Source organism: Hydrocarboniphaga sp. (assembly GCF_965279055.1).
In the GTDB taxonomy this organism is placed as follows: Bacteria; Pseudomonadota; Gammaproteobacteria; order Nevskiales; family Nevskiaceae; genus Hydrocarboniphaga.
In genome coordinates this window covers 2,477,330-2,497,746 of sequence record NZ_OZ257125.1, presented here as the reverse complement: position 1 = coordinate 2,497,746, position 20,417 = coordinate 2,477,330, and the positions used below count along the sequence as shown (strand labels likewise).

Annotated in this window: 19 protein-coding genes and 1 pseudogene; 9 read left to right on the top strand and 11 right to left on the bottom strand. The window is 66.1% G+C overall.

Features of this window, described 5'->3' with window-relative positions:
- Positions 1-688: 688 nt before the first annotated feature.
- The 6 genes and pseudogenes from ACQZF9_RS11260 to ACQZF9_RS11235 all read left to right on the top strand — a co-directional run bounded on the left by ACQZF9_RS11260 (position 689) and on the right by ACQZF9_RS11235 (position 6,819).
- Entirely contained in the window at positions 689-2,128 is a 1,440-nt protein-coding gene (locus ACQZF9_RS11260) for an MFS transporter (protein ID WP_428313321.1), read from the top strand.
- 231 nt (positions 2,129-2,359) lie between these two features.
- A complete protein-coding gene (locus ACQZF9_RS11255; protein WP_428313320.1) occupies positions 2,360-3,283 on the top strand; it encodes an oxidoreductase in 924 nt (307 codons plus the stop codon).
- Positions 3,284-3,293: 10 nt separating this feature from the next.
- A pseudogene (locus tag ACQZF9_RS11250) lies at positions 3,294-3,485 on the top strand (response regulator transcription factor); the annotation flags it as partial.
- A gap of 197 nt (positions 3,486-3,682) precedes the next feature.
- The gene (locus ACQZF9_RS11245) at positions 3,683-4,570 is read left to right on the top strand and encodes an epoxide hydrolase N-terminal domain-containing protein (RefSeq protein WP_428313319.1); all 888 of its coding nucleotides are present in this window, start codon (positions 3,683-3,685) and stop codon (positions 4,568-4,570) included.
- A gap of 83 nt (positions 4,571-4,653) precedes the next feature.
- Positions 4,654-5,634: an aldo/keto reductase gene (locus ACQZF9_RS11240; RefSeq protein ID WP_428313318.1), complete on the top strand. Its 981-nt coding sequence runs from the start codon at positions 4,654-4,656 to the stop codon at positions 5,632-5,634.
- Positions 5,635-5,814: 180 nt separating this feature from the next.
- Entirely contained in the window at positions 5,815-6,819 is a 1,005-nt protein-coding gene (locus ACQZF9_RS11235) for an NADP-dependent oxidoreductase (protein ID WP_428313317.1), read from the top strand.
- A 242-nt stretch (positions 6,820-7,061) separates the two neighbouring features.
- Here ACQZF9_RS11235 and msrA read toward each other — a convergent pair whose 3' ends face one another.
- From msrA to ACQZF9_RS11190, 9 genes are all read right to left on the bottom strand, one after another.
- Positions 7,062-7,700 carry a peptide-methionine (S)-S-oxide reductase MsrA gene (gene msrA / locus ACQZF9_RS11230; protein ID WP_428313415.1) on the bottom strand — a complete coding sequence of 213 codons (639 nt, stop codon included), beginning with the start codon at positions 7,698-7,700 and terminating at the stop codon, positions 7,062-7,064.
- A gap of 20 nt (positions 7,701-7,720) precedes the next feature.
- Positions 7,721-8,290, bottom strand: coding sequence for a peptide-methionine (R)-S-oxide reductase MsrB (gene msrB, locus ACQZF9_RS11225; protein ID WP_428313316.1), 570 nt, complete (start codon positions 8,288-8,290; stop codon positions 7,721-7,723).
- Between the two features lie 170 nt (positions 8,291-8,460).
- Entirely contained in the window at positions 8,461-8,970 is a 510-nt protein-coding gene (locus ACQZF9_RS11220; RefSeq protein ID WP_428313315.1) for a hypothetical protein, read from the bottom strand.
- Positions 8,954-9,313, bottom strand: coding sequence for a ribonuclease E inhibitor RraB (locus ACQZF9_RS11215; RefSeq protein ID WP_428313314.1), 360 nt, complete (start codon positions 9,311-9,313; stop codon positions 8,954-8,956). The genes ACQZF9_RS11220 and ACQZF9_RS11215 overlap by 17 nt, the downstream gene beginning before the upstream one ends.
- 69 nt (positions 9,314-9,382) lie before the next feature.
- Positions 9,383-11,401 carry a ferritin-like domain-containing protein gene (locus ACQZF9_RS11210; RefSeq protein ID WP_428313313.1) on the bottom strand — a complete coding sequence of 673 codons (2,019 nt, stop codon included), beginning with the start codon at positions 11,399-11,401 and terminating at the stop codon, positions 9,383-9,385.
- A gap of 117 nt (positions 11,402-11,518) precedes the next feature.
- On the bottom strand, positions 11,519-13,252 hold the full coding sequence (locus ACQZF9_RS11205; RefSeq protein WP_428313312.1) for an arylsulfatase: 1,734 nt from the start codon (positions 13,250-13,252) through the stop codon (positions 11,519-11,521).
- A gap of 192 nt (positions 13,253-13,444) precedes the next feature.
- On the bottom strand, positions 13,445-14,725 hold the full coding sequence (locus tag ACQZF9_RS11200) for a dihydrolipoamide acetyltransferase family protein (protein ID WP_428313311.1): 1,281 nt from the start codon (positions 14,723-14,725) through the stop codon (positions 13,445-13,447).
- A 3-nt stretch (positions 14,726-14,728) separates the two neighbouring features.
- The gene (locus tag ACQZF9_RS11195) at positions 14,729-15,742 is read right to left on the bottom strand and encodes an alpha-ketoacid dehydrogenase subunit beta (protein WP_428313310.1); all 1,014 of its coding nucleotides are present in this window, start codon (positions 15,740-15,742) and stop codon (positions 14,729-14,731) included.
- Positions 15,743-15,925: 183 nt separating this feature from the next.
- Positions 15,926-17,182 (bottom strand): thiamine pyrophosphate-dependent enzyme, encoded by a 1,257-nt coding sequence (locus ACQZF9_RS11190; RefSeq protein ID WP_428313309.1) that lies wholly within the window; start codon positions 17,180-17,182, stop codon positions 15,926-15,928.
- 137 nt (positions 17,183-17,319) lie between these two features.
- Here ACQZF9_RS11190 and ACQZF9_RS11185 point away from each other — a divergent pair, with 137 nt between their 5' ends.
- Positions 17,320-17,802, top strand: coding sequence for an Lrp/AsnC family transcriptional regulator (locus tag ACQZF9_RS11185; RefSeq protein WP_428313308.1), 483 nt, complete (start codon positions 17,320-17,322; stop codon positions 17,800-17,802).
- A gap of 37 nt (positions 17,803-17,839) precedes the next feature.
- On the opposite strand, the gene ACQZF9_RS11180 is transcribed toward ACQZF9_RS11185, so the two are convergent.
- Positions 17,840-18,238 carry a low affinity iron permease family protein gene (locus ACQZF9_RS11180; protein WP_428313307.1) on the bottom strand — a complete coding sequence of 133 codons (399 nt, stop codon included), beginning with the start codon at positions 18,236-18,238 and terminating at the stop codon, positions 17,840-17,842.
- Between the two features lie 85 nt (positions 18,239-18,323).
- Between ACQZF9_RS11180 and ACQZF9_RS11175 the strand changes: the two genes are divergently transcribed.
- Together ACQZF9_RS11175 and ACQZF9_RS11170 are read left to right on the top strand one after the other, a co-directional pair.
- Positions 18,324-18,509 (top strand): hypothetical protein, encoded by a 186-nt coding sequence (locus ACQZF9_RS11175; RefSeq protein WP_428313306.1) that lies wholly within the window; start codon positions 18,324-18,326, stop codon positions 18,507-18,509.
- A 520-nt stretch (positions 18,510-19,029) separates the two neighbouring features.
- Complete coding sequence (locus ACQZF9_RS11170) at positions 19,030-19,689, top strand: TetR/AcrR family transcriptional regulator (RefSeq protein ID WP_428313305.1); 660 nt, start codon at positions 19,030-19,032, stop codon at positions 19,687-19,689.
- On the opposite strand, the gene ACQZF9_RS11165 is transcribed toward ACQZF9_RS11170, so the two are convergent.
- Positions 19,679-20,377 (bottom strand): TVP38/TMEM64 family protein, encoded by a 699-nt coding sequence (locus tag ACQZF9_RS11165; protein WP_428313304.1) that lies wholly within the window; start codon positions 20,375-20,377, stop codon positions 19,679-19,681. The genes ACQZF9_RS11170 and ACQZF9_RS11165 overlap by 11 nt on opposite strands.
- Positions 20,378-20,417 lie beyond the last annotated feature (40 nt).

The window sequence follows — 20,417 nt, the reverse complement described above, 5'->3', positions numbered from 1 at the left end:
TCCTCGGCTTTTTTGATCTCCCACCGAAACTGCGTTCGTCCCGAGTAGCCGGGCTTGCCCGGCGTATCGAGGGAGCGGACCGCGGCTCGGGCCCCTCGATACGCGGGCACCAGGCCCGCTACTCGGGACGAACGGAGTTTGTTTGTGACCGGCCAAGTCAGCGACGACTCATGGCCTGCTTCAAGACGCATTCGCCGATCGCGCCGGAGACGGTGCCGCGGATCGTGCGGGTAGATGGGCCTTGGCTCGGCTTTTTTTTGATCTCCCACCGAAACTCCGTTCGTCCCGAGTAGCCGGGCTTGCCCGGCGTATCGAGGGAGCGGACCGCGGCTCGGGTCCCTCGATACGCGGGCACCAGGCCCGCTACTCGGGACGAACGGAGTTTGTTTGTGACCGGCCAAGTCAGCGACGACTCATGGCCTGCTTCAAGACGCATTCGCCGATCGCGCCGGAGACGGTGCCGCGGATCGTGCGGGTAGATGGGCCTTGGCTCGGTTTTTTTTTGATCTCTCACCGAAACTCCGTTCGTCCCGAGTAGCCGGGCTTGCCCGGCGTATCGAGGGAGCGGACCGCGGCTCGGGTCCCTCGATACGCGGGCACGAGGCCCGCTACTCGGGACGAACGGAGTTTGTTTGTGACCGGCCAAGTCAGCGACGACTCAGCGCCTGCATGGCCTCATAATCGGCCAATGTCCGACACCCCTTTGCCGCGCAGCACGCTGGTGCCGCTGATCGTCGCCTGCGCGCTGTTCATGGAGAACCTCGACTCCACCGTCATCGCCACCGCGCTGCCGGCGATCGCGGCGACCATGCAGGAAGATCCGCTGCATCTGTCGCTGGCGATCACCGCGTACCTGCTGAGCCTGTCGATCTTCATTCCGCTGTCGGGCTGGATGGCGGATCGCTATGGCGCGCGCCGCGTGTTCCGCAACGCCATCCTGATTTTCGTGCTCGGCTCGATCGGCTGCGCGGCCTCGCAGAGCATCGGCCAGATGGTCAGCGCGCGCATGTTCCAGGGCCTGGGCGGCGCGATGATGGTACCGGTCGGGCGGCTGGTGCTGCTGCGTGCGGTGGACAAGCGTCAGCTGGTCAGCGCGATGGCCTATCTGACGATCCCGGCGCTGATGGCGCCGATCATGGGCCCGCCGGTGGGCGGCCTGATCGTCACCTACGCCTCATGGCGGCTGATCTTCCTGATCAACGTGCCGATCGGCATGCTCGGCTGGTATCTGGTCACGCGCTTCATCGAAGACACGCACGAGGACCAGCAGCCGCCGCTGGATCTGGCCGGCTGGATGATGCTCGGCGGCGGCCTCGCCGGCGTGGTGTTCGGCTTCGAAAATCTCGGCAAGAGCGTGCTGCCGGATTTTGCGGCGCCGGTGGTGCTCGGCGTCGGCATTCTGTTGCTGCTGCTGTACGCCCAGCACGCGCGCCACGAGCGCTCGCCGATCCTGCGGCTGTCGCTGCTCAAGGTCGCCACGTTCCGCGCGTCGGTCACCGGCGGCTCGCTGTTCCGCATCGGCGTCGGCGCGTTCTCGATCCTGATGCCGATGATGCTGCAGCTGGGCTTTGGCCTGAGCGCGGTCGAATCCGGACTGATCACCTTCGCCAGCGCCGTCGGCGGCCTGATGATGAAGACCATGGCCAAGCGGCTGACGCGGCGCTTCGGCTTTCGCCGGCTGCTGGTGATCAACACCCTGGTCTGCGGCAGCGCGCTGATCCTGTGTGGCTGCCTGCGGCCGTTCATGCCCTACGCGATGATGATCAGCTTCCTGTTCGTCACCGGCTTTCTGCGCTCGCTGCAATTCACCTGCGTCAACGCGATGGCCTTCGCCGACATCGACGAAGACGACATGAGCCAGGCCACCAGCTTCTCGGCCACCGCGCAGCAGCTGGCGCTGAGCGTCGGCGTCGGCATCGGCGCGCAGGTGCTCAACGTCAGCCTGGCGCTGCGCCAGGCGCAGGTGCTGACCAACGTCGATTTCACGATCGCGTTCCTGGTCGTCGGCCTGATTTCGCTGTCGTCCTGGTACAGCTTCCGCCGCCTGGCACCGGACGCCGGTGCGATGGTCAGCGGCCATCGCGAGGCGCTGGCGCACGAGCCGCCGAGCGCGACGGTCAGTCACTAGTTTTTTGACGACCCAGCATCACTCCGTTCGTCCCGAGTAGGCCCGCTCGCGGGCCGTCTCGAGGGAGCGGACCAAGCTCGCAGGCGTCCCTCGATACGCCGATGAAACCCGGCTACTCGGGAGGAACGGGCTTTGGTGTCGGCATTCGACGCCGCAAACGGCCCTTCCTTTTCCGCCGCGCAAATGCTCTGCTTGCCGCAAGCGCCGCTACAGGCGCAGCCGAGGAGCAGCATGGACAAGCCGTGGCAGATGCAGCACATGCCGGATCAGAGCGGGCGGGTGGCGATCATCACCGGTGCCAACATCGGCCTTGGCTACGAGGCGGCGCTGGCGCTGGCGCGGTGCAAGGCCAAGGTGATCCTGGCCTGTCGCTCGGTGCCCAAAGCCGAGGCCGCGGTGCAGCGCATCCGGCTGGAGCTGCCCGAGGCCGATCTGCAGATCGTGCCGCTGGACATCTCCGACATCGACAGCGTGCGCGCCTTCGCCAAGCGCCTGCGCGGCTCGCTGACCCGGCTCGATCTGCTGATCAACAATGCCGGCGTGATGGCGATACCGCGGCAGCTGACGCGCGACGGTTTCGAGATGCAGTTGGCGACCAACCATCTCGGCCATTTCGCTTTGACCGGTCTGTTGCTGCCCTTGCTTCAGGCCGCGCCCGCAGCGCGCGTGGTGCCGGTGTCCAGCATCGCCGCCCGCCATGCCACGATCACGTTCGACAACCTGATGGGCGAGCGCGGCTACCAGGCCTGGAAAGCCTACAACCAGAGCAAGCTGGCCAATCTGATGTTCGGCCTGGAGCTGCAGCGGCGGCTGGCACGGGCCGGTTCGACGACGACGGCGGTGATCGCGCATCCGGGTTCGGCGACCACCAATCTGTTCGCGACACCGGGCGCGCGCCTGGTCAAGCAGGTGCTGATCCCGATCGTCGCCAGCCGGCTGTTCCATGCGCCGGATCGCGGCGTGCTGCCGATCCTGTTCGCGGCGACCGCGCCGCAGGCGCATCCGGGCGGCTACTACGGGCCGGATGGTTTTCAGGAGCTCAAGGGCGATGTCGCGGCCGCCTACGTGCCCAAGGCGGCGCGCGACAAGCCGGCGGCGGCGCGTTTGTGGAAGGTGTCCGAGAGTCTGACCGGCGTGGATTATCTATCCGGCTGAAACTATCCTCCTCGGCCTGCGCGAGATCGAGGTGCTGCGCCGCGTCGCCGGCGGCAACGCCAACAAGCAGATCGCGGTGCAGCTCGGCATCTCCGAGGAGACGGTAAAAGCGCACATGAAAAACATCCTGGCCAAGCTCCACGCCGATGACCGCACGCATGCGGTGACGATTGCGTTGAAGCGGGGGATTCTGGAAGTCTGAGCGCGCCCGCGCCGCTTTCTGTAGGAGCGGACCCTGTCCGCGACTGAGGCTACAACGGCGCGGTCGCGGACAGGGTCCGCTGCTACAGTCGTAGCGAGAGTACTGGTTTTTCACCGCACAGCAGCGCACATTAGGCGCCGTCGCCGACAGCGGAAAGCCCCCGTATCGGCGACGCTGGATCGCAGCGAGGGAAGGCAATGAAAGAATGGACTCTGTCGGGCAGCATCGCCGCTGCCGCGTTCGCCGCTTTGGTCGGCAGCCAGCTGGCTTTCGCCGCCGGCCCGTTCGCGCATCCCGAGCGCGTGCGCGAGTACGACCTGCAGGTTTCGCACAAGAACCTGGTCGCCGCCAACAAGGAAGTCGACGCCGACGATCTGGCCATGCTCAAGCCCGATGGCAGCCTGGCCCAGTACCCGATCGCCGATTTCCCGTGGCACACGGCCGAAGAAGCCTTGAACGCCTATCCGCAGTTTCTCGGCCGTGTCGACGGCATCGATCTGCCGTTCTATTACGTGCCGGCCGAGAGCCGCAAGGCGCCGGTGCTGCTGCTGACGCAGAGTACGCCGGGTTCGATCCTGCAGCTGCTGGCCACGGTCGACAGCCTGACCCATCCGGCGCGCCACGGCGGCAAGGCGGCCGATGCCTACACCGTCGTCATCGCCGCGCTGCCGGGTTCGAGCTTCTCGTCGCTGACGCGTTCGGCGACCTCGGATATCGCCACCGCCAAGCTATGGAACGAGCTGCTGACCGTGGTCATCGGCGTGCCGCGCTACCAGGTGTACGGCGAGGGCCTCGGTGCCGGCGCGATGGCGCAGCTGCAGAAGCTGTATCCACGCAGCGTCAGCGCCAGCAAGGCTGGCCGGCCGCCGGCAGCAGCCGACGACCAGCTGCTCGCCGACCTGCTGCTGTCGCGCCTCGACCAGAACGGCATGGAACGCAACATGCGCCTGTTCGCGGGCGCGCAGACGCATGGCGATCAGGGTTTCTGGCCGAACGCGATCAGCAATCCGATCGTGCTGGCGAAGATGAAAGTCGAAGTCTCCGACGCGATCAAGGGCAAGAACAAGGGCGCCGCCACCGAGTAGCGCCGGGCCCGCGCCGGCCTCGAACGAGCCGGCGCTGCGTCTGTCCCTATACTGATCTTTTCAGCCACGGGCAGGAGCATCGCGTGAAGTACCACAAGCTTGGCAACACCGGCCTCGATGTGTCGCCGCTGATCCTCGGCTGCATGACCTACGGCGTGCCCGAGCGCGGCAATCATCCCTGGACCCTGAACGAGGAAAGCAGCCGGCCGCTGATCCGCCAGGCGCTGGACCTGGGCATCAATACTTTCGATACCGCCAACAGCTATTCCGACGGCACCTCGGAAGAAATTGTCGGCCGCGCGTTGAAGCAATACGCGCGCCGCGACCAGATCGTGATCGCGACCAAGGTGTATTTCCCGATGAGCAAGGGCCCGAATGCGATGGGCCTGTCGCGCAAGAACATCCTGCAGTCCATCGACGACAGCCTGCGCCGCCTCGGCACCGACTACGTCGATCTGTACCAGATCCACCGCTGGGACTACCGCACGCCGATCGAGGAAACGCTGGAGGCGCTGCACGATGTCGTCAAGGCCGGCAAGGTGCGCTATATCGGCGCCTCGTCGATGTACGCGTACCAGTTCGCGCAGGCGCTGTATACGCAACGCCTGCACGGCTGGACCGAGTTCGTCAGCATGCAGAACCACCTGAACCTGCTGTATCGCGAAGAACAGCGCGAGATGCTGCCGCTGTGCGAAAGCGAGGGTATCGCGGTGATTCCCTGGAGTCCGCTGGCGCGCGGCCGGCTGACGCGCGACTGGGACGCGGTCACCGAACGCCAGGCCAGCGACGCCTACGGCAAGGGCCTGTATGCGCATACCGAAGATGCGGATCGCAAGGTCGTCGACGCGGTGGCTTCGGTGGCCAGGGCCCGCGGACTGCCGCGGGCGCAGATCGCACTCGCCTGGCTGCTGCAGCAAGCGGCAGTGACCTCGCCGATCATCGGCGCGTCCAAGCCGGCGCAACTCGAAGACGCGGTCGCGGCACTGCAGGTGCAGCTCAGCGACGAGGAGATCGCGCAGCTCGAGGCGCCGTATGTGCCGCATGCGATAGCGGGGTTCGAATAGGCCACCGTCGCGTACAGCATCCGCTGCTGACGGAATGATCCAGTGTCGGCAAAAAAGCCTGCAGGAGCGGGAGCTGTCCGCGGTCGGTTCAAGATCAACCACCCGCACGGGTAGGTAGGAAACCTTCCGCGCCAGTCCTATCATCGCCGCCTCAATCGATAAGCAGAGGTCGCAGGACCCATGACGCAGATCAATCAGCTGTTCAAGCTCGCCGCGCGCCCGGTCGGCCTGCCCAAGCGCAGCGACTGGAGCTTCGAGGAAGCGACGGTTGCGCCGCCCGCCGACGGCCAGATCCTGGTGCGGGTCACGCATATCTCGCTGGATCCGGCGATGCGCGGCTGGATGAATGACGCGCGCTCGTATATCGCGCCGGTCGCGCTCGGCGAAGTCATGCGCGCCGGTGGCGGCGGCGAAGTGATCGCCTCGCGCAACCCGAAGTTCGCGGTCGGCGACCAGGTCGTCGGCGTGTTCGGCGTGCAGCGTTATGCGCTCAGTGACGGCAAGGGCGTCGACAAGGTCGACACCAGCCTCGTGCCGCTGCCGGTGTACATCGGCACGCTCGGCATGCCGGGCATGACGGCGTATTTCGGCCTGCTCGACGTCGGTGAACTGCAGGACGGCGACACCGTCGTCGTCTCCGGCGCCGCCGGCGCGGTCGGCAGCGTCGTCGGCCAGGTCGCGAAGATAAAAGGCTGCAAGGTCATCGGTATCGCCGGCGGCGCCGACAAGTGCCGCTATCTGGTCGACGAGCTCGGCTTCGACGCCGCGATCGACTACAAGGCGCAGGATCTGAAGAAGGCGCTGCGCGAACATTGCCCCAAGGGCATGAACGTATTCTTCGATAACGTCGGTGGCGAGATTCTCGACTCCGCGCTGACCTGTCTTGCGCGCGGCGCACGCATCGTCATCTGCGGTGCGATCTCGCAGTACAACAACACCACGGCAGTGAAAGGGCCGAGCAACTACCTGTCGCTGCTGGTGTACCGCGCCAGCATGAAGGGCATGGTGGTGTTCGACTATGCCAGCCGCTACGGCGAGGCGATGCGCGAAATGGCCGGCTGGATGGCCGCCGGCAAGCTCAAGAGCCGCGAGCACATCGTCGAAGGTCTGGAGACCTTTCCCGATGCGCTGCTGAAACTGTTCGCCGGCGAGAACACCGGCAAGCTGGTGCTGAAAGTCGGTTAGCGGCCGGTGAGGCGTGGGTTGCCGTAGCCCGGCTGCGACCCGGGTTTCACCCGGGCTACGCCGGCACCACGCTGAAGCGCGGCAGGCTCGCGCTGCGATCGTACGGTGGGCGGCTGCGTTCACGCGGGCGCAAGCGTGGCACATGCAATCTGCGTTCGTCTTCTCCCCTAAGACACGCCTGTTCCCCGACCCGGCAGGCATTCCAAGCCCCGTGCCCCCGCGGGGCTTTTTCTTGCGCGGTCTCAGTGCGCCGGCGCAGCCTTGTCGCCATAGAGCTGCTTCAGGCGCGCGTCGCGGCCGCAGGCCCGACGATAAATCTGGTACTGGATGTCGCGCTTGCGGAAATAATCCTGGTGGTAGTCCTCGGCCTCGTAGAATGTTGAGGCTGCCGTGATCTCGGTGACGATCGGCGCTTTCAGAACGCCGGATTTGGCCAGTGCCTCACGCGAGCCTTCGGCGAGTTTTTTCTGCTCGTCGCCGTGGTAGAAAATCGCGGTGCGGTACTGGTCGCCGCTGTCGCAGAACTGGCGTTTGGGCGTGGTCGGATCGACGCTGTGCCAATAGATGTCCAGCAGTTTTTCGTAGGTGATCTTCTTCGGGTCGTAAATGATCTGCACCGCTTCGGCATGGCCGGTATCGCCGGACGATACCTGCTCGTAGCTGGGATGCTTGACGTGGCCGCCGGTGTAGCCGGAAATCACCGAGGCGACACCGGGCTGCTCGACGAAGGGCCCGACCATGCACCAGAAGCAGCCGCCGGCGAACGTCGCGACCTGCTGTCCGTCTTTTGGTCCCGGCGCTTCCGCCTGAGCCGAGGAGTTGTGCGGTATGGCGATGAAAGCCACCGCGATCAGCGCGGCGACGGCGGCCAGGATTTTGATCGGTTTCACCAGGGCGGACCTCAGGCGATCCTGCTGAATTTGAGCGACACCGAGTTCATGCAATAACGCAAACCGGCGGGCCGCGGCCCGTCGTTGAAGACGTGGCCCAGATGAGCGTCGCAGCGCGCGCAGGCCACCGCGGTGCGCGTCATGAACGCGCTGTGATCGGTGATTTCCTGCACGTTCTGCTTGGCGATCGGCTGCCAGAAGCTCGGCCAGCCGGTGCCGGAATCGAACTTGGTCTTCGAGCTGAACAGCGCGGTATCGCAGCAGATGCAACGGAAGATGCCGGCTTCCTCCAGGTTCCAGTAAGCGCCGGAGAACGAGCGCTCGGTGCCTTCATGGCGCGTCACCTGGTAGGACAGCGGCGACAGCATCGCCTTCCAGTCGGCATCGCTTTTGACGATCTTTTCCACGCTGCTGGCCGGCAGCAGTTCGCCGCTGGCGGAGACCGGCACGATCGTCACCTTGCCGGCATCGGCCATCGCCGCGAACACCGATTGCGGCCTGATCGCGAGGGTCCATGTCGCCAGCGCGCTGCCGACAATGAAGTGGCGGCGGCTGATCGGGTTGTGCATGCGAATGTTCATTGCCTGTTACCTCGGCGGGGCCGTGTGTACGTGTGCGCCGGGCCATCGTCGTCGATGCGGCATGGCCTGGCTATGAAGGCGCGTCCGGCGTTCATGTCCATTAGTACGCGCGAGCGGTGCGATGGATGCGCCTTCGGGCGCCGCCTGCCTGCACAGCGCTTGTACGACGGCTACTCCGAGGTCGAGGTGTAGCGCTCGCCGTCGTATTGATACTGGATTGATTTGCTGCCGTAGAAAACCGCGAGGTCGGGAAGGCCGTGGCTGCTGCTGTCGAGCACCTGCAGCGCCTCGCGGCGGCCGCTCATGACCAGCTTCGGCGGCTGCGCCGGCGCGTTAAGGAACAGCCAGAATGAGATCGCGCGCGCGCCGATGAAGGCGTAACAATACTTCGTCGGCAGCACCAGCAAGGCTGGAGGGGTGGCACCACCCAGATCGACTTTGACCGCAGTGAAATAGCTCGCCATCTGTTCGTCGCTGGCGCCGAGTTGTTGCTGGCAGTCACGCAGCTTCGCCGCTTCGGATTCGGCCAGTGCGGTGCGGATCGCGGCCGGCGGTGGCTGCGGCTGCGACGTGGCCTGCAGCTGCTCGAACGAATACAGCGTTGCTGCCGAGGCATGAGCGGCAACGCCAAACAGCGCGATCAGCAAGTACCTGCCGAGCGGCCTAGTCATGATGATCATCGCCGGTGTCGTGCGGCACGCCCCAGGATTGGCAGCTGCCGCCATACGGCGCGGCCATTGCGGAAATCTGCTGCTGCATCGTGCCCAGCCAGTCGTAGCTCAGCTGCGATTCGACGGTGAACAGCAGGTAGCCGTCGTCATCGCCATCGGGTTCGATCGCTTGCACCTCCGGATACAGCGCGGCGAGTTCGGCGACGAACACGGCCGACGGTGGCCAATGGTCGAAGTCGACGTGAAAGTCGACGCGGTGCCGCGCGTCGAAGTCGAAGCCGTAGGCATGCAGTTGCCGCAGCGCATCGCCGTCGGCGTCGTCGGGCCAGTAGAGCAGGGTGGTGGCGTTCATTCGCGCCATTGTCGCATCAGCCTACGCCATCTGGATTCCCGCCTTCGCGGGAATGACAGAACCAGCCGTTTACGTCGAGCGGAACCCGATTCTCGCGTGGCTGTTGTCGCAGAACGGCTTGGTGTTGCTGGCGCCGCAGCGGCATAGCCGCGCCTGGCTGACACGCGACACCACGCGGCCGGTGCCGCTGGTGATTTCCAGGTTGCCGCGCAGCGCCAGCGGCCCGTCGAGTTCCGGCTCGATCTGCAGATCGCCGTCGCGTACGTCGAGCATCGCGGTGCCGGTATCGGCGACGCCGGTGGCCGGTTCGCCGCTGGCGGCGAAGCCGACGTCGTGGTGCGAGCCGTCGCAATACGGCTTGTTCTTCGACGCGCCGCAGCGGCATAGCGTGGCGCGAAAGCCGCTGAACTGGCCTTCGATCATCAGCGGGCCGCGCACCGCGTAGGGCCCGGCTTCGCGTATCGCGATCAGATTCACCGGCGGCGCTTCTTCGTTGGGACGGCCGTCCTTGCGCGTGTAGCGGATCGCGCCGGAGGGGCAGGCGTGGGCGATGTCGGCGAGGCGCTCCACGTCCATCGCATCCGGATGGATCCACGGCCCCTGCACGTTGGCCAGAAATACTTTCGGCGCACCGGTCACGCAAAAGCGCGCGTGGATGCAGCGCTTGCCTTCGTACAGCAGGGTGAGTTTTTCGCCTTCGATGCTGTCGACGCCGTCGATCGTCGTCGGCACCGGCGCCGCGACCGGTTTTTCCGGCGCGGCTGCGCGGACAGCGACAGCCACTTTCGGCGCGAAGCCCTGTCGTTGCGCGCGCTGCGTGCGTGTGGCCAGCGACGCCAGCATCGCCGAGGCGCGCTGTGTGCGCTCGTTGTTGGCGCTCAATGCCAGCGCGGCGCCGGCACGCGCCAGATCGGCCATGCGCTCGCCGAAAAAGCGCCAGCTCGACGCACCCAGCGGCAGCGGCGCCGCGTCGCGCAGCGCGGTGTAGGACATGCCGGCGTGGCATTGCGGATTCGACGGCCCGGCCGGCAGCCGTGCGGCGTGTTCGGCCAGCGGCGTGCAGGCGCGCATCAGGCACAGCGCCAGGTCCACGGCCAGGGATTTTTCATCCGACGGCCCCGGCACCACGTAGGCGTAGGCCATCAGACGCAGCATCAGGCCGTAACAGGCGTTGGCCAGATCGACGGTTTCGATCGCCTGCGCGTCCTCCAGCCAGACCCGGCCTTCCGGGCGCGGCGGCCGGCGCAGCACCGGGTTGGTCGCGGCCGGAAACGCCGGCGTGAAATGCGCGTCGGCGGCCAGCAGCTGCTGGTATTGGCTGCGGATCGCAGCGAAGCGCGCGTAGTGCGAATGCGCCGAGGATTCAGGCGAGCCTTCGCCTTCGAGCACGATCGCCTCGAAAGCCTGCAGCGCGGTCTTCAGGCACAGCACCGGCCGCGCGCCGAGCAGTTTCAGCTCGGCCGGCGACAGCTGTAGCGCACGATCGCCGCAGAAAGTCACGTCGTCGCCGAGCACGGCCGAGATGCGCCGCAGCTTGTTCGACAGGCCGTTGTAGAACACGCCGACGGTCTGGTAATCCACCGCCATCGGTGTCAGCCGCGGCGCGTCCGAGCCGCGCAGGAAGCGCAGTTGCGGTTCGAATCCGGCGCCGTCGGGCTCGTCGGAACCCTGAGGCCGTTCCAGGTGGATGAAGTGCTGCAGGGTGTCGGGATTGAACGGCGCCAGCTTGACGACGATGCCGGCCGGCAGGGCGCCGGGGTCGAGCGGAAAATTGGCGCGGCCGAAACGCGGTGTGCCGCCGAGCGCGGCGGTGATGTTCCACACCGCGGCGAGATGGCTCATTTCCTCGATCGACACGGCGATGATCTCGCGTCGCCAGCGGTTGGTCGCCTCGGCCTGTTCTGCGGTCAGGCCCTCCTCGACGCTGGTTTTCAGGCTCGCCGCCGCGTACAGGTAGGTGCACATCAGGCAGTGTTCGAGCTCGGCGGCCTCGTACAGCGAATGCAGCAGCTGCTCGCGGCTAGGCGCGAGGTTGCTGCACTGCTGGTCCATCGGGTCGATCGTCGGCTGTGGGTTCTGCGGGTCCATCGCGATGCGGCTCCTGGCTGCGCCCTCGGGCGTGGCTTTGCGTGACCGCAGCAGCATGCCGCAGTGGCCGGCTTCGCGCACGCATCGGCGTGCTGTTCGACCGCCGTGCCGCCGCCGTTACTGGTCGATCGGCGTCAGGATCACCGGGAAAATCGGCTGTTTGACGCCGACGCGCGCCACATAGGCGGCCCAGTCCGCGGTCAGCGCGCTGACGATGTCCGGATGCGTGGCGGCGAGGTCGCGGGTTTCGCCGCGATCGGCGTCCATGTCGTAGAGCTGCCAGTCGTGGCTGATATTCGCGGCCGCCGACGGCACCACGTAATTCACCACGCGCGTCATCTTCCACTTGCCGCGGCGCACGTAGCGGATGTCGTTGACCTCGTCGGCCATCACTTCGTCGTCGGCATGAATGCCGGCGCTGCCGCGCAACGCCGGCAGCAGCGAGCGGCCCTCTATCGTCGCGATGCCGCGGCCCTGGTAGCTCGGACCCGGTTGTGCGACGCCGGCCAGATCGAGAATCGTCGGCACGATGTCGCGCAGCGTGGAGAGAGCCGTGCTGGGCGCGGCGCCGCCGTTCTGCTTCGGCAAACGCGCGATCGTCGGCACCGACAGGCCGCCTTCGGCGGTAAAGCCCTTGAACAGCCGCAGCGGTGCGGTGCCGGCTTCGGCCCAGCGCGTGCTGCGGAAGATGAAGGAGCCGGGCCTGCCGTAATTGGCCAGCGAATTGTCGATGTCCAGATTGCCGGTACCGTCGACGTAGGGAATGAAGCCGTAGCCCATGCCGTCGGCGCCGTTGTCGCCGGTGAACACGATAAACGTATTGTCGTACTCGCCGATTTGCTTCAGGTACGCGATCAGCCTGCCGACGTTGTCGTCGAGATTGCTCAGCATGCCGGCGAACACTTCCATGATGCGGGCCTCGCTCTGCTGGTCCGACGCCGACAGCGAGTCCCAGTCGCCGTTGGTCAGCACGCCGGGCTGGCCGAAGCGCAGCATCAGTGCCTCGTCACCGGGGTTGGCGCTGAAGTCCTGCGGCACGATGCCGAGATCCTTTTGTTTCTGCAGCCGCGTCGCGCGGATGGCGGCATAACCGGCGTCGTATTTACCCTTGTAGCGGTCCAGGTAAGCGTCCGGAACCTGCAACGGAAAATGCAGCGCCTGGAACGCCAGGTAGGCGAAGAACGGCTTGCCGTCGCCGTGCCCCTGGCCGATGTACTGGATCAGCTTGTCGGTGAAATAGTCGGTCGAGAAAAAGTCGTCCGGCAGCGTCGCCTCGACGCCGTTCTCGTAGTACGGCTTGGCCGCGGATTCGGCGCGCTCCGCCGTCGCCTTGTAGTTGCTGGCGAAGGCCGCGGCATAATCCAGCGAGAAGGATTGCTCGAAGCCGACGCTCTTCGGCCCGTCGCCGCCGAGGTGCCATTTGCCGGCCATGTAGGTGTGATAGCCGGCGTCGGCGAGCAGCTGCGCGACGGTCGGCGCGGCGTCGTTGAGCGAGCCCTTGTAATTGTCTTCGCCCGGATAGAACACGCTGCTCTCGGACAGGGTGCCGACGCCGACCAGGTGATGATCGACGCCGGTCAGAAGCTCGGCGCGCGAAGTCGCGCACAGCGGCGTGGTGTGGAAGTTGGTCAACACGCGGCCATCGCGCGCGATGGCGTCGATGTTCGGCGTCGCGATCTCGCTGCCGAAGGCGCCGATGTCGGAATAGCCGAGGTCATCGACCAGGATCACCAGCACGTTGGGTTTTTTCGACGACGAAGACGCGCCGGGTGCGGAGGCGTCGCAGGCACTCAGCAGCAAAGCCGCCACGCCGGCGGCAAGCGCCGAGCGGCGCCAGTTCGATCTGCTCATCAGGAAAAGCCCCCGGCCGCTTATTGTTATCTAGTGCGGCAATTATCCGGCGCGGCAGCCGCCAGGATCTGGTCCGGTCGGACGGGGTCGATGATGTTCTAAGCTTAAAACGAGCCCCTGTGGGAGCGGGCTTGCCCGCGACTGAAACGACACCGTCGCGGGCAAGCCCGCTCCTGCAGATGCAGACAGCGACTAGTCGATATACAGCGTCGCCGGATGCTCCAGCAGCGCCTTGATCGCCTGGATGAACTCGGCGGCGTCGAAGCCGTCGACGATGCGGTGATCGAAGGACGAGCTCAGGTTCATGATCAGCCGCGGCACCAGGATGCCGTTCTTGTACATCGGGCGTTCGAGCATCTTGTTGACGCCGATGATCGCCACTTCCGGTGCATTGATCACCGGCGTGGTGACGATGCCGCCCATGGCGCCGAGGCTGGTGATGGTAATCGTCGAGCCGCTGAGTTCCTCGCGCTTGGCCTTGCCGGCGCGCGCGGCGTCGGCGAGTCGGCGGATCTCGGCGGCCGCGCCCCACAGGTCCAGGCGCTGCGCATTGCGCGCCACCGGCACGACCAGGCCCTGCGGCGTCTGCGTGGCGATGCCGATGTGCGAGGCCGCATGACGATGAACGATGTTGGCCTCGTCATCGTAGATCGCATTGATCTGCGGAAAGCGCGAGCGCACCTTGACCAGCGCGCGGACCAGGAACGGCAGCAGCGTCAGCTTGCCGCGCGTCTTGCCGTGGACGTTGTTCAGATGCTGGCGCAGCGCTTCGAGCTCGGTGACGTCGATCTCTTCGACATAGGCGAAATGCGGAATGCGCTGCATCGTGCGCTGCATGGTCTCGGCGATCTTGCGACGCACGCCGATCACCTTGATCGCCTCGACCGCGTCGTCGGCGGCCACAACCGAGCTCCGTTCATCCCGAGTAGCCCGCGCTTGCGCGGGCGTATCGAGGGACGCAGACGTCGATTGCTGCGCATGGCCGACGACGTCGTCGAGCGTGATGCGCCCGCGCGGCCCGCTGCCGGGCACCGCGTTCAGATCGACGTCGAGTTCGCGGGCGCGCTTGCGCACCGCCGGCGAGGTCTGCGGCTTTTCGCCGTCGGGACGTATCGAGACGGCGACCGGCGCGGCAGCAGCAGGTGCGGCTTTCGCGGCGGCCGCAACGGGCGCGGCGACCTCGGCCTTGGGCGCGACGATGGCGTCGATTTTCCCCGACTCGACATGGTCCGCCGCCGTTTCGATTTCCAGCAGCGGCCCGCCGACCGCGACCTTGTCGCCGGCCTCGCCATGCAGCGCGACGATCACGCCCGCCACCGGCGACGGAATTTCCACCGCGGCCTTGTCGGTCAGCATGTCGACCAGCGGCTGGTCTTCGGTCACGCGTTCGCCCAGCTTGACCCGCCAAGTCGCGATTTCGCATTCGGCGATGCCTTCGCCGACGTCCGGAAGCTTGAATACGTAGCGCGACATTTGTCAGGCCTCCGCGGTTTTCTTGAGCGCCTTGGCGACGCGATCCGGGCCGGGGAAATAGGCCCATTCCAGCGCATGCGGGTAGGGCGTGTCCCAGCCGGTGACGCGCTCGATAGGCGCCTCCAGCGACCAGAAGCAGTTCTCCTGCACCACCGCCATCAGCTCGGCGCCGAAGCCGCAGGTACGCGTGGCCTCGTGCACGATCACGCAGCGGCCGGTTTTCTTGACCGAGTCGACGATGGTGTCCAGATCCAGCGGCAGCAAGGACCGCAGATCGATCACTTCGGCGTCGACCTGGGCCAGCTCCACCGCGGCCAGGCAGACGTGCACCATCGTGCCGTAGGTGATCACGGTGAGCTTCTCGCCGGGGCGCACGACCGCCGCCTTGCCCAGCGGAATCTTGTAATAGGCCTCGGGCACTTCGCCCATCGGGTGCTTGGACCACGGCGTCAGCGGGCGCTCGTGATGGCCGTCGAAGGGGCCGTTGTAGATGCGCTTGGGCTCGAAGAACACGACGGGGTCGTCGTCCTCGATCGCCGAAATCAGCAGGCCTTTGGCGTCGTACGGGTTCGACGGCATCACCGTCTTCAGGCCGCAGACATGGGTGAAGATGCTTTCCGGGCTCTGGCTGTGGGTCTGGCCGCCGAAGATGCCGCCGCCGCAGGGCGAGCGCACCGTCAGCGGCGCAAAGAATTCACCGCCACTGCGATAACGCAGGCGCGCCGCTTCGGATACGAGCTGGTCGAAGGCCGGGTAGATGTAGTCGGCGAACTGGATTTCGGTGACCGGGCGCAGGCCATACACACCCATGCCGATCGCGGTCGCCATGATGCCGCCCTCGGAGATCGGCGAATCGAAAACCCGATTTTTGCCGTACTTTTTCTGCAGGCCGGCGGTGCAGCGGAACACGCCGCCGAAGTAGCCGACATCTTCACCGAAGACCACGACGTTGTCGTCGCGCTCCATGGTGATGTCGATCGCCGAGTTGATCGCCTGGATCATGTTCATTGCGGCCATGGTCTAGCGCTCCACTGCGAAAGATGCGGCAAGAATTTTCAACAAAACCCCGTTCCTCCCGAGTAGCCGCTTGCGGCGTATCGAGGGACACGAAGACGGCGAGGTGTCCCTCGATACGCTCACTGCGTGAGCTACTCGGGAGGAACGGCAGGCGCGCTGTGATTCGAGCGGAAAAGCCATGGCTCAACCCTCCAGCATTTCGCGGCGCTGCCGCTGCAGATGCAGCGGCACGTCCTTGAACACGTCGTCGAACATGCTCGCCGGGTCGTGCTTCGAAGTCCCGAGCGTGCCGTGGCTTTCGGCCTCTTTCAGCTGCGCTTTCACGTAGTCGTCGAGTTCGGTGATCAGGGCCTGGTGCTGGTCCTCGCTCCAGGCGCCGAGTGCGATCAGGTGGCCTTTGAGGCGCTCGATCGGATCGCCCAGTGGCCACTGCGCGGCCTCGGCGGCCGGCCGGTACGCGGCCGGATCGTCGCTGGTGGAATGTGGCGCGACGCGGTAGGTGACCAGCTCGATCAGCGTCGCGCCCAGATTGCGGCGCGCACGCTCCGCGGCCCAGGCGGTGACCGCGTAGACCGCGAGAAAGTCATTGCCGTCGACGCGCATGCCGGGGATGCCGAAGCCCAGTGCGCGCTGCGCGAAGGTCGCACGCTCGCCGCCGGCAAAGCCCTGGAACGAGGAGATCGCCCACTGGTTGTTGACCACGTTGAGCAGCACCGGCGCGCGGTAAACACTGGCGAACGTCAACGCGTGGTGGAAGTCGCCTTCGGCGGTGGTGCCGTCGCCGACCCAGGCCGCGGCGATACGCCGGTCGCCCTTCATCGCCGAGGCCATCGCCCAGCCCACGGCCTGCGGGAACTGCGTGCCGAGATTGCCGGAAATCGAGAAGAAGCCGGCATCCTTGACCGAATACATGATCGGCAGCTGGCGGCCCTTGAGGCGGTCCTGACTGTTGTTCAGCACCTGGTTCATCATGTCCAGCAGCGGCCAGTCGCGCGCCACCAGCAGCCCCTGCTGGCGATAGCTCGGGAACAGCATGTCGCCGCGATCCAGCGCCATCGCCTGCGCCGCCGACACCGCTTCTTCGCCGGTGCTCTTGACGTAGAAACTGGTCTTGCCCTGGCGCTGCACCTTGACCATGCGTTCGTCGAAGGTGCGCGTCAGCAGCATGTAGCGCAGGCCGCGCTGCAGCGTCGCGATATCGAGCTTCGGGTCCCAGTCGCCGAGCGCCTGGTGCGCGTCGTCCAGTACCCGGACCAGCTGGTAGGGATAGGCGCGCAGCTCGGTTTCCGGTGCGGTCGGCGCGGGGCGCCGGATCGCGCCGGCCGGCGACAGCAGCATGTCGCCGAAGTCGGGCGTCTGGCCGGGGCGGGCCTTGGGCTCCGGGATATGCAGGGAAAGCGGCGGCAGTTCGCCGCCGCCCTCGGTGTTGGGGTGCTGCATCGGATTCTCCTCCGAAATGGCCGGGTTCTTTTGGCCGCCGTTGTCAGATCATTTTATGCGGGTGCCAGTGGAATAAGGTTCCTTTGTTCTGGTTTACGATAGCAAGATCGGAACACTGTTCCCGGAATGGCGGCAAAATGAGTAAGGAAGTTCCACGGCTGGACGCGCTCGACGTGCGCATCCTCGAGCAGCTGCAAACCGACGAGACGCTGCCGGTCGCCGAACTGGCCGAGCAGGTCGGCTCGAGCAAGACCGTGGTCTGGCGACGCATCCAGCGGCTGCAGGACCTGGGCGTGATCCGCGGCCGCGTCGCGCTGCTGGATCACAAGAAGGTCGGCCTGCCGATTATGATCTTCGCCCACATCAAGATGACGCGGCACGATCGCGACGTGCTGCCCAAGTTCATCGAAGCGGTCGACGCGCTACCCCAGGTCATCGAGGCCCACACGCTGATGGGCAATGTCGATTTTCTGCTGAAAATCGTCATGAGCAGCCTTGAAGACTACGAGCATTTCGTCTGGCAGAAGCTGTCCAAGATCGACGGCGTGAGGGAAATCAGCTCGTCGATTTCCTTGAGCCAGAACGTCAATCGGACTCGACTGCCGCTGCGGCCCGGCTGAATGGATGGCGGCACGCTGCCGCCCACGGGTGCCGCTTTCAGCTTTTCTTGTCGCTGCGGGTTTTCTTCTTCTTCTCGGCGTGATGCAGCACGTGCTCGTACTTGGTCCTCAGCGCATCCAGCGATTTCTGGTCGAGCTTCTCGATGTCGATCATCTCGTTGCTGGCGCTGCTCATCGCGAACAGCAGTTCATCGAGCTTGAGCTGCACCGCCTCGGAATCGCGGTTCTGCTGGTTCTGTATCAGGAACACCATCAGGAAGGTGATGATCGTGGTGCCGGTGTTGATCACCAGCTGCCAGGTTTCGCTGAAGCCGAACAGCGGCCCGGTCAAGGCCCAGACCACGACCGAACCGGCCGCGAGCATGAACGCGACCGGCGAGCCGACCGCCTTGGCGATCCTGCACGACAGATCGCTGAACACTTTGCTGATCGTCATTGCCTTACTCCGCTGAAGAATCCTCGGGACTATGGCGCGTACAAGCCGTATCGAGGCTGATCGGCGGCCGGGTTAGTATCCGGCGATGAACGAGGAACCCAGCCACCGCATGCAGCCCGGTCTCGGCGTGATCGAGTGGCAGTCGCGCATCGTGGTGTACCAGATGGACGGCCAGCGCATCGCCTGGGCCTGCTATCTGGGCGAGAACCGCATCGAGGTCGATGCGGCCCTGCGCAGCGCCATCGAGGCGGATCGTCAGCGCTCGCTGTGAGACCAGAAGCGGTCGGGCAATAAAAAGCCCCGCGAGCCAGGGGGAGGACTCGCGGGGCACAGCTCCGGCTCGGGGAAACCGGACCCGCCAGGGAGAGAGGCGGGAGGAGCGAGTAGGGAGAGACTCACTCCTGCACGAATAGAGTCGTGACGCCGGGAGAAAGTTCAAGGGCGGTTGCAGAAAAATCCGGACGGACGGTATTCGGCTGGCGCCGGGCTCGCCGCCACGGGGGCACCCGGCCCGCAGCGGAACCACCATGCCGGCGTTCGCGGAAAACCGGCCGGCCAGGCCCGGGCCGTGGTCGATGATCGCCCGTCTGGCATCGGGCGCCGCGCCGGCAGCGTGCTCCGAGTAGGCACGGGCAGACATGGAGACCCGGTCGAGGGCTGCCGCCTTCGGGCCGATGGCGCACGAAATATCGTCGCTTGACTGCATCCGAGTGGCGCCGGCCTACGAAGCGAAAAGTAACGCGGCGGATACAAGCCGCGAAAAAGACCAACGCTAACGGGATTGGACGAGGATGGCCTCACGAGCTACAGGGGGGACCGCGGACGCACAGCAAGGCGCCAAGCGGCCGAGTCAGGCACGCACGCCGCAGCTGGAACGCGGTAGGGCGCGGGTCGCCTCGCTGCTGGCGGCCGGCGCCCGGGTGTTCGCCGAAAAAGGCTACGACGCCGCCACCATGACCCAGATCGCGGCCGAAGCCGGCGCCTCGATCGGCTCGCTGTACCAGTTCTTTCCGACCAAGGTGCTGCTCGCCGAGGCATTGCATGGCGAGCAGCGCGTGCGGCTGGCCGGCATGCTCGACAAGCTCGGCGGCGACGCGCGCAAGCTGTCGGCGGCCGATCTGGCCGACCGCGTGTTCGCGGTGATGGCCGAATTCCTGATGCTGCATCCGGCGTACACCACCCTGGTCGAGCGCCGCGACGTCGATCCGCAGCGCAAGCGTGAAAGCCGCGCGCAGATGGAGAACCGCATTGCCGACCTGCTGGCGCAGACCACGCCGCCGCTGCCGCGGGGCCGGCCGCAGGTGATCGCCGTGGTCATCATCGAGCTGATGAAGGCGATCGTCACGATCAGCACCTACGAGGAAGACGCCATGCGCGCCGCCGCGATCAACGAGCTGCGCGTGATGCTGAAGACGTATCTGCGCGCGGTCTGCAACGCGATCAGAGTGTAGGTCCGGAAGCCGGCCCGGCTTCGGCCGCCACGGCCACGGCGCGCCGCCGCAGCGCGAAGCCGATCGCAACCACCAGCAGGATCAGCAGCAGCGCGGTCGCCGCGCGCAGCCACTGCTGCTGCGCCAGCGAGTCGCCGAACCAGGCCAGCAGCGCGGTGCGCGGCAGCAGGCCGATCAGCGTCGCAACCGCAAACGGCAGGCCGCGCATCGCCGACAGACCGCAGGCGACCTGGGCGACACCCAGCGGCGTCGCCGGGAACGCGGTGTACAGCGCCACCAGGCGCGCGCTACGCCGCTGGCCGAAAGCCCGATCGACTTTCGCCAGCCGTCCGCCGAGCCGGCGCTCGACGAAGTCGCGGCCGAGACTGCGCGCCAGCCAGAACGACATCGCGCCGCCGAGCGCGCCGCCGATGCTGCCGAGCACGGTGCCGCCGAGGACGCCGAACAGCGCGCCGCCGGCGGTCATCACCAGCGCCGAGGGCATCAGCAGGAACGGCCGCAGCACCATCACCACGATGAAAGCCAGCGGCGCCAGCGGCCATTGTTCGATGAAGGCGCGCAGCGAATCGCCCGACCATTGCGCGTGCTCGCGGTGCAGCCACAGCGCACAGCCCACGCCGACGGCGACCAGCAGCAGCGCGAGCACGCGGGAGATCTTTTTGCTGCGGCGCGCTGGGGCTGGCGTCATTGGCGGTGTCCGGCGATCAAGCAGGGAGCTGAGGATATTG